This window comes from Oricola indica (assembly GCF_019966595.1).
GTDB classification, from domain to species: Bacteria; Pseudomonadota; Alphaproteobacteria; order Rhizobiales; family Rhizobiaceae; genus Oricola; species Oricola indica.
The window spans coordinates 240909-255159 of record NZ_JAINFJ010000001.1 but is presented as its reverse complement, the minus strand read 5'-3'; the positions used below and the strand labels follow the sequence as shown (position 1 = coordinate 255159).

Here is a 14251-nt window from a genome sequence, read left to right as displayed (position 1 = left end):
CGACAAGGAAAGGGCCGCTCACGCGGCCCTTTTTCGTGGGATAGCAATGTGTTGCGGCCTTATCCCCGCAAATCGATTCAGGCTGCCGCCAGTTCCTCCGGCGGCTCCTTCGCGCCCGTCATGAAGGCGACCGCGTCGGACATGGTGTAGTCCTTCGGATTGATCACGCAGAGCCGTTTGCCGAGCCGGTGGACATGGATGCGGTCGGCGACCTCGAAGACGTGCGGCATGTTGTGCGAGATCAGGATGATCGGAATGCCGCGCGACTTCACGTCCTGGATCAGTTCGAGCACGCGGCGCGATTCCTTCACGCCAAGGGCGGCGGTCGGCTCGTCGAGAATGATGACCTTGGAGCCGAAGGCCGCCGCGCGCGCGACTGCCACGCCCTGGCGCTGGCCGCCGGAGAGCGTCTCGACGGCCTGGTTGATGTTCTGGATCGTCATCAAGCCCAGCTCGGTCAGCTTGTCGCGGGCGAATTTCTCCATGGCGGGCCGGTCCAGCTGGCGGAACCATTTGCCCATGACACCCGGTTTACGCAATTCGCGGCCCATGAACATGTTGTCGGTGATCGACAGGGCCGGGGACATGGCGAGCGTCTGGTAGACGGTTTCTATGCCCGCCTCGCGCGCCTCGCTCGGCGAGGTGAAGCGCAGTTTTTCGCCATTCATCCAGATGTCGCCTTCTTCCGGCGTCACGGCGCCGGAAATGGCCTTGATCAATGTCGACTTGCCGGCGCCGTTGTCGCCGATCACTGCCAGGATCTCGCCCGGCATCAGATCGAAGTCGCAACGGTCGAGGGCGGTGACGCGGCCGTAGCGCTTGGTCAGGCCGCGGCCCTTGAGGATGGGTTCGCTCATGCCGATACCTTTCTGATCCACTGGTCGACGGCGACGGCGGCGATGATCAGCACGCCGATGAAGAAATAGGTCCATTGCGCATCCGCGCCGAGCAGGCGCAAGCCGAGCGAGAAGACGCCGACGATCAGCGCGCCGAACAATGCGCCGAGGATCGAGCCGCGCCCGCCGAAGAGCGATATGCCGCCGATCACCACGGCGGTGATGGATTCGATGTTGGCCTCATAGGCCGAGGTTGGAGACACCGAGCCGATGCGGCCGATCAGGGCCCAGCCCGCAAAGGCGCAGATCAGTCCGGCCAGCGCATAGACCGACATAAGCGTTGCCTTGACGTTGACGCCGGAGAGCTGTGCTGCTTCCGGGTCGTCGCCGACGGCGTAGACATGCCGGCCCCATGCGGTGTGGCGCAGGACCCAGGCGAGGACGAGCATCAGCACGATCATGAAGATGACGCCGAGGGTCAGGACTGCGCCGCCGATCTGGAACTTCGTGCCCATCAATTGCAGGAGAGGGGCCTCGGCCTCGATCTCCTGGGCGCGGATCGTCTCGTTGGCGGAATAGAGATAGTTGGAGGCGAGGATGATCTGCCAGGTGCCGAGCGTGACGATGAAGGGCGGCAGCTTGACGCGCGCGACCAGAAAGCCGTTGAGCGCGCCGCAGAGTGTGCCGAAAATCAGGCCGCAGACCACCGCGACAGATGGCGGAAGCCCGTAGCGGAAGGCGAACTGGCCCATGATGACCGAGGAGAACACCGTGATAGCGCCGACTGACAGGTCGATGCCGGCCGTCAGAATGACGAGGCTCTGCGCGGCGGCGACGATGCCGACAATCTGCACTTGCTGCAGGACGAGGGTCAGCGCAAACGGCGAAAAGAAGCGGTCGCCGATCAATACGCCGAAGATCAGGATCGAAGCGATCAGCACGATCAGCGGCACTGCCGCCGGCGTCTGGTGCAACCAGTGTTGCAGGTTGCCGATCAGGCCGCGTTTGCTGCCCTCGAATTCGGCAAGTTTTTCCTCGCGGTTGCTGGCGGACTCGTAATTGTCCTTCGTCGTGACATTGTCCGACATGGGCGCAATCTCCTCCATTATGCCGGCCCATTCAGGCCGGACATGCGCCTGATGGAAGGCGGGCCGGAGCCCGCGCTTCCAGTGTTGCATTGTGCCGCCAATGGCGGGACGGGATCAAGTGCGGGCGATCAGCCCCAGCAAAGGTCCATGCCTTCCTTGACCGAGATGGAGGGCACGCCGTCCACCGGCTGGTCGGTGACCAGCGATACGCCGGTGTCGAAGAAGTCCTTGCCCTCTGTCGGCTCCGGCTTGGAGCCGTCCTTCGCCCAGGCGGCAATCGCCTCGATGCCCTTGGAGGCCATCAGCAGCGGGTATTGCTGCGAAGTCGCGCCGATGACGCCATCGGCGACGTTCTGGACACCGGGGCAACCGCCGTCCACGGAAACGATCAGAACGTCGTTCTCGCGACCGATCGACTTCAGCGCCTCATAGGCACCGGCCGCCGCCGGCTCGTTGATCGTGTAGACGACGTTGATCATCGGGTCGGTCGCCAGCAGGTTTTCCATCGCCGTGCGGCCGCCTTCCTCGTTGCCCTGGGTCACGTCATGGCCAACGATGCGCTCATCCGTTTCGTCGCCCCACTTGTTCGGGTCGCCGAGATCGATGCCGAAGCCCTGCATGAAGCCCTGGTCGCGCAGCACGCCAACGGTCGGCTGGCTGACGGCGAGATCGAGCATGCCGATCTTGGCGTTGGCCGCGTCGTCGCCGAGCTTGGCGGCGGCCCATTGACCGATCAGTTCGCCCGCCTTGAAGTTGTCCGTGGCGAAGGTCATGTCGGCCGCGTCGATCGGGTCGAGCGGGGTGTCGAGCGCGATCACGAGGAGACCGGCGTCTCGGGCCTGTTGCACGGACGAGACGATCGACGAAGTGTCGGACGCAGTCAGCAGGATGCCCTTGGCGCCGTCGGCGATGCAGGTCTCGATGGCTGCGACCTGGGTTTCATGGTCGCCGTCGATCTTGCCGGCGAAGCTCTTCAGGTCGATGCCGAGTTCCTCGGCCTTGGCGGTAGCGCCTTCCTTCATCTTCACGAAGAACGGGTTGGTGTCGGTCTTGGTGATCAGGCATGCGCCGATCTTGTCCTGCGCACTTGCCGGCGAGGCGAAAGCCGCGCCGAGTGCGAGGGTCGCGATCGCAGTCGTAATAAGGGTCTTCTTCACGTGTAATCCTCCCAGTTTGATGTCTCCGCCGCGCATGGCGGAGTCGGCTCCGGTGAGATCCAATGCGGTCTCTCCTCCCGGACGTTCCATAGGGAACTACAGGCGATTTCGCGTGTCAATAACTAATTCACTGTGATTTAATTATTGACAGATGCGAGCGGTCGCGGCCATTCTGGACGGGGGAGGAGTAAGCTTTTGACGTTGAATCCGTGTATGTCATGCCGTCCGATTCGGAATCCGGGGCAGGGGCATGGTCCAGACTGAGGAGCGCGACGATCCGCCTGGCGGCGGTGCCGTACAGATGCGCGGCACGAATCAGAGCGGCATGCGCGCCTATAACGAAAAGCTGATCCTCACGCTTATTCGGCGGAGCGGTGCCTTGGCGAAATCCGATCTGACGCGTCTGACCGGTCTTTCCGCTCAGACCATTTCGGTGATCATGCGCCGTCTCGAAGCCGACGGGCTGGTGATACGCGGGGAACCGCAACGCGGGCGTATCGGCCAGCCATCGATCCCCCTGTCTCTCAATCCCGAAGGGGCCTATTCGTTGGGGCTGAAGATCGGCCGGCGAAGCATGGAACTGGTGTTGATGAATTTTCTGGGCGAGGTCATTCACCGCTCGGCCAGGACGCACCGCTATCCGAAACCCGATCAGGCCATTCAGTTTGCACACGACGCGATTGGGGCTCTGATCAGCCGGCTCGATTCGGACGCGTTGTCGCGGATCGCCGGGCTCGGTATCGCGATGCCCTTTTATCTTTGGAATTGGACCCGGGCGCTGGGCGTGCCCGACGAAGCAATGGCCGATTGGCGGGATGCCGATATCCGCAGCGAAATCGCTTCCATGTATGCGTTTCCCGTTTATCTCGAAAACGACGCGTCATCCGCTTGCGCGGCAGAGATCGCATTCGGCGTGGCGAACACGCCGGACGACTACCTTTATTTCTATGTCGGCTATTTCATTGGCGGTGGCGTCGTTCTCAACCGTGCGCTCTATACGGGCCCCGGCGGGAACTCGGGCGCGCTTGGCCCGATGCCCGTCGTCGGCCGGGACGGCAAGGTTTGCCAGCTGATCGAGGTCGCAAGCCTGTCGGAACTCGAAAAACAGCTTGCCGTACAGGGGCTCGAAACGAGTTCGCTCTGGGAGGGCACGGAAAATTGGCAGGTGAACGCCGGCATTCTCGACGACTGGATCGCGTCCGCCGCGGCGGGGCTGGCGCATGCGATCGCCTCGGCATGTTCATTGATCGATTTTTCGGCGATTGTCGTCGATGGCTGGCTCCCCGTCGACGTTCGCCTGAGGCTTGTCGATGCAATCAGCGACGAGCTTGAGAAGCTGGATATGACCGGCCTGGAAAAGCCCGAAATACGCAGCGGTGTGGTGGGCGCCGATGCGCGGGCTCTCGGTGCGGCGAGCCTGCCGCTGTTCGCACGCTTCCTGCTCAACCAGAAGCTGACGAACCGAGACGCGGCCTAACGGCGCAACGCTGATTGACAGTCCGCACTGGCATTGCTTTTGTGCGCCGCATCTGCCGACAAGAACGAATAAGAAAGGGATGTCATGGGCGATACGACAACGCCGGAACTCGGCTCGTTTTCCTGGGAGGATCCGTTCCTTCTGGATGACCAGTTGAACGACGAGGAACGGCTGATCCGCGACACGGCGGCGGCCTATGCACAGGAGAAGCTGCAGCCGCGCGTTATCGCCGCATATCGCGAGGAGCGCGTCGAACCGGAAGTCTTCGCCGAGATGGGGGAAACCGGGCTGCTCGGCGTCACCGTTCCCGACGACTACGGCGGGGCGGGCGCTGGCTATGTCGCCTACGGGTTGGTCGCGCGCGAGATCGAGCGCGTCGATAGCGGCTACCGCTCGATGATGAGCGTGCAGTCCTCGCTGGTCATGTATCCGATCCAGGCCTACGGGACCGAGGAACAGCGCAAGAAGTACCTGCCGAAGCTGGCTTCCGGCGAATGGATCGGCTGCTTCGGGCTGACCGAGCCAGATGCGGGGTCCGATCCGGGCGGCATGAAGACGACCGCGAAGAAGACCGACGGCGGATATGTGCTGAACGGCTCGAAGATGTGGATCTCGAACAGCCCGATCGCCGACGTGTTCGTCGTCTGGGCGAAGTCGGAGGCACATGGCGGCAAGATTCGCGGCTTCGTGCTGGAGAAGGGCATGAAGGGGCTTTCTGCGCCTAAGATCGCGGGCAAGCTGAGCCTGCGGGCATCCGTGACCGGCGAGGTCGTGATGGAGGGGGTCGAGGTCGGCGAAGATGCACTCCTGCCGAATGTCGAGGGGCTCAAAGGCCCGTTCGGATGTCTCAACCGGGCGCGTTACGGCATCGCCTGGGGGGCGATGGGCGCTGCCGAGTTCTGCTGGCATGCGGCGCGCCAATATGGTCTCGACCGCAAGCAGTTCGGCAAGCCGCTGGCGCAGACGCAATTGTTCCAGAAGAAGCTCGCCGACATGCAGACGGAAATCTCACTCGGCCTGCAGGCGGCGCTCCGCGTCGGACGCCTGATGGAGGAGGCGAGGGCCGCGCCAGAGATGATTTCGCTCATCAAGCGCAACAATTGCGGCAAGGCGCTGGATATCGCGCGTCATGCCCGCGACATGCATGGCGGCAACGGCATTTCCGAGGAATTCCAGGTGTTTCGCCACATGGCCAACCTCGAGACGGTCAACACCTATGAGGGCGCGCATGACGTTCATGCCCTTATCCTCGGCCGTGCCCAGACGGGTTTGCAGGCTTTTTTCTAGGGGCGTTTCATGGATCGCGCGGAACTTGTCCACAAGCGCTTCCTTGAGCGCGTGACGGCTGGCGACCTGCCCGTCGCGGACCTGCCGAACGAACTGCCGATGGATCGCGAAAGCGCCATCGGCATCTTCCGCTCGCAATGCACGTCACGGCATCTCGACCGGATGGGCCGCAGAATGCAGAAGGCGGGGCAGGGCTATTACACGATAGGTTCGTCCGGCCATGAGGGAATGGCGGCGGTCGCAGCCGCTTTGCGCCCGACGGACATGGCCTTTCTGCATTACCGCGACGGAGCGTTTCAGGTGGAGCGGGCCGGTCAGGTCGACGGGCAGAATCCGATCCGTGACATGCTGCTGAGCTTTGCCTGTTCGGTGGAGGATCCGATCTCGGGCGGGCGGCACAAGGTGCTGGGTTCGAAGGCGCTTTCCATTCCGCCGCAGACATCGACGATCGCCAGCCATCTGCCGAAAGCGGTGGGCGCGGCCTATTCCGTCGGCCTCGCGAAGCGCCTGCGGCCGGAGCATGCGGCCTTGCCTCAGGACTCGGTGGTCATGTGCTCCTTCGGAGACGCATCTGCCAATCACTCGACTGCGCAAGGCGCGTTCAACGCGGCAGCCTGGACGGCATACCAGTCGGTGCCGCTGCCGCTCATGTTCGTCTGCGAGGACAACGGTATCGGCATTTCCGTGCGTACGCCGACGGACTGGATCACCGCGAATTTCTCCAACCGCGCCGGGCTTGCCTATTTCGCCTGCAACGGCCTCGACATCTTCGATACCTATGCCACAGCGCTCGAGGCAGCGGAGTTCGCACGCACCAGACGTCAGCCGGTGTTCCTGCACGTGAAGACCGTACGCCTGTTCGGCCATGCGGGCTCCGACGTCGAGGCGGCCTACAGGCCGAAATCGGAGATCGAGCAAGCCGAAGACAACGACCCTCTGGTTCACACGGCGAGTCTGCTTTCGGCAGCGGGCTTTCTCGCGCCCGATGATGCCGTTGACATCTACAAGGGCATCGAGACGGCCTGCGAGGCGGAAATGGAATTCGCCGTCGATCGTCCACGGCTGAAGGCGGCCGGCGACGTGATGGCGAGCCTCGTTCCCCCGAAACGAATATGCAAGCCGACCAACGGCCCATCGGAAGCGGCGCGCGAGCGGGCCTTTGGCGGCGACCTCAGGGCTCTCGAACAGCCGCAGCCCATGGCCCGGTTGATCAACTGGGCGTTGACCGACCTGATGCTCGAACATGGCGAGATCGTCCTGGCAGGAGAGGATGTCGGCGCGAAGGGCGGCGTTTACGGCGTTACCCAGAAACTCATGGAGCGGTTCGGACGCCACCGGGTCATCGATACTTTGCTTGACGAGCAGTCGATCCTCGGTCTGTCCATCGGCATGGCGCATAACGGCATTCTGCCGATCCCGGAAATCCAGTTCCTGGCCTATCTGCACAATGCGGAAGACCAGTTGCGGGGCGAGGCGGCGACGCTGTCCTTCTTCTCGGACGGGCAGTATACCAACCCGATGGTCGTCCGGATCGCCGGGCTCGGTTACCAGAAGGGGTTTGGCGGTCACTTCCACAACGACAATTCCCTTGCCGTTCTGCGCGACATACCGGGCCTGATCGTCGCCTGTCCGTCGAACGGTGCCGATGCAGCGATGATGCTGCGCGAATGCGTGCGGCTTGCGCGCGAGGAACAGCGCGTCTGTGTCTTCGTTGAGCCGATTGCGCTCTATCCGATGCGCGACCTGCATGGAGAAAAGGACGGGCTGTGGATGCGCCATTATCCCGCTCCTGACAAGCGTATCCCGCTTGGCGAGGTAGCGGTGGAGGGCCATGGCGACCATCTTGCGATCGTTACCTATGGCAATGGCTGCTACCTTGCGCACCAGGCGGTGGAACGGCTGGTCGAGGCGCATGGAATAGAGGCGCGCATCGTCGACATGCGTTGGCTCGCGCCGCTGCCGGGCGAGGCAATCCTGGAGGCGGCGGCCGATTGCCCCCACGTGCTGATCGTCGACGAGTGCCGGCGCACGGGCTCGCAATCAGAGGCGCTGATGGCGCTCATGGCGGAAGCCGGCGTCGAATCCTTCGCGCGCGTGACTGCCGAAGACAGCTTCATCGCGACGGGTCCCGCCTATGCGGCGACGCTTCCGTCTGCGGCGGGGATCGTCGAGGCGGCGGTGAAGCTGGCCGGCAAGCGCACAGGATGATTTGAAATTTCGCATTCCCGGGGGTCGGTTGCATCGCATCGACGACTCCGTCACCGCCCGCACGCTGTGGGGTGTGTGACGGCGTCGGGTGTTTGGTGTTAGATTTCTTCCGAAAGCCGGAACGCAGCGGAATGGACGATGAGCGAAAAGCGCGATCTTCTGAGGGACCGCCTCGGAAGCAACTATGAAGCCTTTTGCGAGGCGCTCATGGAGGCGCATGAGGGGCTGACTTTCGAGCAATGCCTGCGCATGGATGCGCGCCTGATCCTGATCCTGGCAAGCCAGATCGGCGATCCCGAGATATTAAGCCAGGCGCTCGCCGCAGCGCGACGTAACGCGAAATAGGGATCGCGGCGGCAAGATATCGCCTAGCAGCAACAGATCAATTATTATGCATATGACGAATTTGCATATTTATTGAGCATTGCATGCGTCGGTTGCCGCTTTGCGGTGCAGTGACCGAGATCTCGCGTCGCTTGATGATGTGAATCGAATTGTCTCTATAAGATATTGAAATATAAGAGGAATGTATTCTCTCGAGAGGCTTTTTTGGGTGTTGGCACGACGATTGCTCTTTACCAAGCGTTATCAATTGTCAGGGAGCCTCCTATGAATTTTTTTCGAAAAACGCTGACCGGTGCCTTAGCGGGCGCCGCGCTCGCAGCCTCGGCGCTGGTGAACGCGGCCACGGCCCAGGAAGACACGATCAAGGTCGGCATTCTACACTCGCTGTCGGGAACGATGGCGATTTCCGAGACGACCCTCAAGGACGTCATGGAAATGCTCATCGACGAGCAGAACAAGAAGGGTGGCTTGCTCGGCAAGCAGCTTGAAGCGGTCGTCGTCGATCCGGCTTCGGACTGGCCGCTTTTCGCCGAAAAGGCACGTGAACTGATCACCGGCGACGGCGTCGACGTGGTGTTCGGCTGCTGGACCTCCGTGTCGCGCAAATCCGTTCTTCCGGTCTTTGAAGAGCTGAACTCGATCCTGTTCTACCCCGTCCAGTACGAGGGCGAAGAATCGCAGCGCAACGTCTTCTACACAGGCGCCGCTCCGAACCAGCAGGCCATTCCGGCCGTCGACTACCTGATGGAAGAAGAAGGCGTCGAGCGCTGGGTTCTCGCCGGTACCGACTACGTCTATCCGCGTACGACCAACAAGATCCTCGAGGCCTATCTCAAGGACAAGGGCGTTGCTGAAGAAGACATCATGATCAACTACACGCCGTTCGGTCATTCCGACTGGCAGACGATCGTGGCCGACATCAAGGCATTCGGCTCGGCCGGCAAGAAAACCGCCGTCGTCTCGACCATCAACGGCGACGCCAACGTGCCGTTCTACAAGGAACTGGGCAACCAGGGCATCGAAGCTTCCGACATTCCCGTCGTCGCCTTCTCGGTCGGCGAGGAAGAGCTTGCCGGTCTCGACACCGGTCCGCTGGTCGGCCACCTTGCCGCCTGGAACTACTTCCAGTCCGTCGATACGCCGGAGAACGAAGAGTTCATCGCGACCTGGAAGGCGCGCATGGGCGACGATCGCGTGACCAACGACCCGATGGAAGCCCATTATATCGGCTTCAACATGTGGGTTAAGGCGGTCGAGGCTGCCGGCACCACCGACGCCGACGCCGTCATCGACGCGCTGCCGGGCATCGAGACCCCGAACCTCACGGGCGGGACCTCGGTAATGCTTCCGAACCACCACATCACAAAGCCGGTGCTGATCGGCGAAATCCAGGATGACGGTCAGTTCGAAGTGGTTTCCGAGACCGAAGATCTCGTTCCGGGCGATGCATGGTCCGACTTCCTGCCGGAATCCAAGCCGCTCAAGTCCGACTGGATCGAGCTGAAATGCGGTAACTACAATACCGAAACCGAAAAATGCCTGGGCTCTTCCTCCTAAGACACCCTCGCTGCGGGAAGCCGGTTCGCCGGCTTCCCGTTCTTTCCGACAAATTCTTATTGGGCGCGCCAGACCGACAATGCGGCTGATCCTATTTCTCACCGGCCTGCTGGCCATGATCATGGCTGTCACGGGACCGGTTCGCGCCGACGAGGCGGAACTGCGCGCCGCTATCGCCAAGTTCGCCGAGGCCACCAAGTTTTCCGAAACCGAGGCCGTAATCGAGGAGATCGCAGGTCTTGGCGATCCCGCCGCCGCGACGGCGCTGAACGAGCTCTCCGAAGGCCAGGTGATGGTGCGCGAGAGCGATGGCGAGGTCTTCGTCATCCGCGGCAAGGACGATAATGTCCAATTGCTCGACCCGCTGACGCTCGAGGTGGTCGGTACCGCCACCGAAGACGATCTTCGCAAAATCAAGATCAAGAACTCCATCCGCCGGATGATCGCCGATGTCGTGTCCGGCCTGACATTGCGCGCGAAAGACCCGAAGATTCGAATGCAAGCCGCCGAGACGATCTTCTCGCGGCCCGACGAGGACATCATCGAAACGCTCGACGCTGTCATCGCCGAGGAGCAGGACGACCGGGTGCGGCAGGCCTTCATCGATGCACGCGCCGCCGCCGTTCTCGACTCCGATATGAGCGAAGCCGAAAAACTCGAAGCGGTCGATATCCTCGAAACACGCGGCGGGCGCGATGTCCTGCCGATCCTGACCACTGTCTCAAACAGCGATATCGCGACCGTCGCGGAAGCCGCCAAAACCGCGATCGCCTCGGTCGAGGAGCGATTGATGTTCTGGGCCGCCGGCCAGAACATCTGGTACGGTATTTCGCTGGGTTCCGTGCTTTTGCTCGCTGCGATCGGGCTGGCGATCACCTTCGGCGTGATGGGCGTGATCAACATGGCGCATGGCGAGATGGTCATGCTCGGCGCCTACACGACCTTCGTCGTCCAGGAAGTGATCCGCAACTCCGCGCCCGGCATGTTCGATTATTCGCTGGCCATCGCGCTGCCGCTCGCCTTTCTTGTCGCCGGCACCGCCGGGTTTGTGTTGGAACGCGGCGTCATCCGCTTCCTCTATGGCCGTCCGCTTGAGACTCTGCTGGCGACGTGGGGCGTATCGCTGATCCTGCAGCAGACCGTTCGCACGATCTTCGGGCCGACCAATCGCGAAGTGGGCAACCCGTCCTGGATGTCGGGTTCCTTCGAGGTCGGAGAAATCCTGATCACCACGAACCGGCTGTGGATCGTCGTGTTCTCGCTGGTGGTCTTTGCGATCCTGCTCATCGTCCTGAAGCGGACCCGTTTCGGCCTGCAGATGCGCGCGGTGACGCAGAACCGCCCGATGGCGTCCTCGATGGGGATCGCAACGCCCTGGGTCGATGCGTTCACATTCGCGCTCGGCTCCGGCATTGCCGGTATCGCCGGGGTGGCGCTGAGCCAGATCGACAATGTCTCGCCGAACCTTGGCCAGGGCTACATCATCGACAGCTTCATGGTCGTCGTCTTCGGCGGGGTCGGCAATCTTTGGGGCACGCTGGTCGGCGCGTTGACGCTGGGTGTCGCCAACAAGTTCCTCGAACCCTATGCGGGCGCCGTGCTGGCCAAGATCTTCATTCTCGTCTTCATCATCCTGTTCATCCAGAAACGTCCGCGCGGCCTGTTCGCGCTCAAGGGGAGGTCGGTCGAGACATGATCACCGGGTTCCTTTTCCGCGCGCTCGACAAGAAGGCGATCTGGGTCGCACTGGCGCTGCTTGCGGTGGCCGTGCTTGTGCCGCTGTCGAACGCCATGCTGCCGATCAACCACCCGCTGCATGTGCCGACACACATCATGGCGCTGTTCGGCAAGTATCTCTGCTATGCCATGCTGGCGCTCGCGCTCGATCTCGTCTGGGGCTATTGCGGCATTCTCTCGCTAGGCCACGGCGCGTTCTTCGCGCTCGGCGGCTACGCGATGGGCATGTATCTGATGCGCCAGATCGGCACCCGCGGCGTCTACGGCCACCCGATCCTTCCCGACTTCATGGTGTTCCTGAACTGGAAGGAACTGCCGTGGTTCTGGTTCGGTTTCGACATGTTCTGGTTCGCCATGCTGATGGTGCTGTTCGTGCCGGGACTGCTCGCTTTCGTGTTCGGCTGGTTTGCCTTTCGAAGCCGCGTCAACGGCGTCTACCTGTCGATCATCACGCAGGCCATGACCTACGCGCTGCTGCTCGCCTTCTTCCGAAACGAGATGGGTTTTGGCGGCAATAACGGCCTGACAGACTTCAAGGACATTCTCGGATACTCCGTGCAGGCGCAGGAGACCCGCGCCGCGCTGTTTGCCGCGACCGCGATCGGGCTGGCGATCGCCTTTGTCCTGTGTTCGGGAATCGTCAATTCGCGCTACGGCAAGGTGCTGGTCAGTGTGCGCGATGCGGAAAGCCGCACCCGTTTCATCGGCTACCGTGTCGAGCACATCAAGCTGTTCGCTTTTGTCGTCTCGGCGATGATCGCGGGCATCGCCGGAGCGCTCTATGTGCCGCAGGTCGGCATCATCAATCCGGGCGAGTTCGCACCCGCCAACTCCATCGAGGTCGTTATCTGGACGGCGGTCGGGGGACGCGGAACACTGATCGGTCCGATCATTGGCGCAGTGGCGGTCAATTTCGGCAAGAGTTATTTCACCGCCGCTTTCCCGGAGTTCTGGCTCTTCGCGCTCGGCGCGTTGTTCGTGGCGACCACGCTGTTCCTGCCCAAGGGCATTGTCGGGCTCTTCAATGAAGGCTGGACGCGTCTCAGGAGCGGCCGCGAGGCCGACCGCGCCGAAGAGACCCTGCAGCCGGGAACGGAGGCGGCGGAATGACCGAGAAGCTCACCAAGTCGCTGCTCTATCTCGACGGTGTTTCCGTTTCTTTCGACGGCTTCAAGGCGATCAACGAATTGTCGCTGACCGTCGAGCATGGCGAGATGCGGGCGATCATCGGCCCGAACGGCGCCGGCAAGACGACAATGATGGATATCATCACCGGCAAGACGCGACCCGACTCGGGAACGGTCCTGTTCGAGGGCGATATCGACCTGACGCGTCACGATGAATCCGCCATCGCGTTGCTCGGAATCGGCCGCAAGTTCCAGAAACCGACGGTCTTCGAAAGCCATACGGTCGAGGACAATCTGGAACTGGCGCTGAAACGCGACCACGGCATCTTCGCCACGCTGTTCACCGACACTTCCTCGGAGCAGAAGGAACGCATCGACGAGATCCTGGAGACGATCCGTCTCGGGCACCGCCGCTCGGAACTCGCCGCCGACCTGTCGCACGGCCAGAAGCAGTGGCTGGAGATCGGCATGTTGCTGGCGCAGGATCCCAAGCTTCTTCTCGTCGATGAACCCGTTGCCGGCATGACCGATGCCGAGACCATAGAAACCGCCAAGCTGCTGCGCGAAATCGCCGGTGAGAAGGCGGTGATCGTCGTCGAGCACGACATGACCTTCATTCGCGATCTCGACGTCAAGGTGACCGTGCTGGCCGAAGGCTCGGTTCTGGCGGAAGGCTCGCTCGACCATGTCAGCGCGGACGAACGCGTGATCGAAAGCTATCTGGGGCGCTGATGACCGCACTGACCGTCTCCAATATCGACCTCTACTATGGCGCCGCCCAGGCGCTGCGGAGCGTCTCCGCCAAGGCCGAGTCCGGCAAGATCACCTGCGTCCTCGGCCGAAACGGCGTCGGCAAGTCGTCGCTCTTGCGGGCAGTGATGGGCCATCAGCCGATCCGTACGGGTGAAATCGCGCTGGACAGCGAAAAGCTCACCGGCGCGCCGCATGCACGCGCGGGCAGGGGGATCGCCTATGTGCCACAGGGACGCGAAATCTTCCCGCTCCTAACCGTGAAGGAAAATCTCGAAACGGGTTATGCCCGTCTTCCGCGCAAGGAACGCAACGTTCCGGACGACGTGTTCGAGCTCTTCCCGATCCTCAAGTCGATGCTGTCGCGGCGCGGCGGCGACCTGTCCGGCGGCCAACAGCAGCAATTGGCCATCGGCCGCGCGCTGGTCACCCGGCCCAAGGTCCTCGTCCTTGATGAACCCACCGAAGGCATCCAGCCGTCGATCATCAAGGATATTGGCAGGGCGCTTCAGTATCTTCGCGACGAGAAGGGCATCTCGATCCTGCTGGTCGAGCAATATCTCGATTTTTGCCGCGAACTGGCTGACAAGGTCTACATCATGGATCGTGGCGAGATCGTCCATGAGGGTCCGGCCGAAAGCCTCGACCAGCCGGACGTGCGGCGGCATCTGACAGTGTAGGA

12 protein-coding genes are annotated in these 14251 nt (G+C 62.2%); 9 read left to right on the top strand and 3 right to left on the bottom strand.

All coding sequences use genetic code 11. The features are described 5' to 3' along the window. Positions 1-77: 77 nt before the first annotated feature. The 3 genes from LC343_RS01235 to LC343_RS01225 form a co-directional block, all read right to left on the bottom strand. A complete protein-coding gene (locus tag LC343_RS01235; protein WP_223475268.1) occupies positions 78-857 on the bottom strand; it encodes an ATP-binding cassette domain-containing protein in 780 nt (259 codons plus the stop codon). Next, on the bottom strand, positions 854-1924 hold the full coding sequence (locus LC343_RS01230; protein WP_223475267.1) for an ABC transporter permease: 1071 nt from the start codon (positions 1922-1924) through the stop codon (positions 854-856). Before LC343_RS01230 ends, LC343_RS01235 begins: the two co-directional genes overlap by 4 nt. 128 nt (positions 1925-2052) lie before the next feature. Further along, a complete protein-coding gene (locus LC343_RS01225; protein WP_223475266.1) occupies positions 2053-3081 on the bottom strand; it encodes a sugar ABC transporter substrate-binding protein in 1029 nt (342 codons plus the stop codon). Positions 3082-3331: 250 nt separating this feature from the next. On the opposite strand from LC343_RS01225, the gene LC343_RS01220 reads away from it, so the two are divergent. The 9 genes from LC343_RS01220 (at position 3332) to urtE (ending at position 14249) form a co-directional block, all read left to right on the top strand. Continuing rightward, positions 3332-4558 carry an ROK family transcriptional regulator gene (locus LC343_RS01220; RefSeq protein ID WP_223475265.1) on the top strand — a complete coding sequence of 409 codons (1227 nt, stop codon included), beginning with the start codon at positions 3332-3334 and terminating at the stop codon, positions 4556-4558. 84 nt (positions 4559-4642) lie between these two features. Then, complete coding sequence (locus LC343_RS01215; protein ID WP_223475264.1) at positions 4643-5845, top strand: acyl-CoA dehydrogenase; 1203 nt, start codon at positions 4643-4645, stop codon at positions 5843-5845. Between the two features lie 9 nt (positions 5846-5854). Then, complete coding sequence (locus LC343_RS01210) at positions 5855-8053, top strand: dehydrogenase E1 component subunit alpha/beta (RefSeq protein WP_223475263.1); 2199 nt, start codon at positions 5855-5857, stop codon at positions 8051-8053. A gap of 138 nt (positions 8054-8191) precedes the next feature. Beyond that, positions 8192-8398 carry a DUF2783 domain-containing protein gene (locus LC343_RS01205; protein ID WP_223475262.1) on the top strand — a complete coding sequence of 69 codons (207 nt, stop codon included), beginning with the start codon at positions 8192-8194 and terminating at the stop codon, positions 8396-8398. 264 nt (positions 8399-8662) lie between these two features. Further along, positions 8663-9955: an urea ABC transporter substrate-binding protein gene (gene urtA / locus LC343_RS01200; protein WP_223475261.1), complete on the top strand. Its 1293-nt coding sequence runs from the start codon at positions 8663-8665 to the stop codon at positions 9953-9955. Positions 9956-10034: 79 nt separating this feature from the next. Then, positions 10035-11651 carry an urea ABC transporter permease subunit UrtB gene (urtB, locus tag LC343_RS01195; RefSeq protein ID WP_223475260.1) on the top strand — a complete coding sequence of 539 codons (1617 nt, stop codon included), beginning with the start codon at positions 10035-10037 and terminating at the stop codon, positions 11649-11651. Further along, positions 11648-12802, top strand: a complete 1155-nt coding sequence (gene urtC / locus LC343_RS01190) for an urea ABC transporter permease subunit UrtC (RefSeq protein ID WP_223475259.1) — start codon at positions 11648-11650, stop codon at positions 12800-12802. Before urtB ends, urtC begins: the two co-directional genes overlap by 4 nt. Next, a complete protein-coding gene (urtD, locus tag LC343_RS01185; RefSeq protein WP_223475258.1) occupies positions 12799-13551 on the top strand; it encodes an urea ABC transporter ATP-binding protein UrtD in 753 nt (250 codons plus the stop codon). Before urtC ends, urtD begins: the two co-directional genes overlap by 4 nt. Beyond that, complete coding sequence (urtE, locus tag LC343_RS01180; RefSeq protein WP_223475257.1) at positions 13551-14249, top strand: urea ABC transporter ATP-binding subunit UrtE; 699 nt, start codon at positions 13551-13553, stop codon at positions 14247-14249. Before urtD ends, urtE begins: the two co-directional genes overlap by 1 nt. Positions 14250-14251 lie beyond the last annotated feature (2 nt).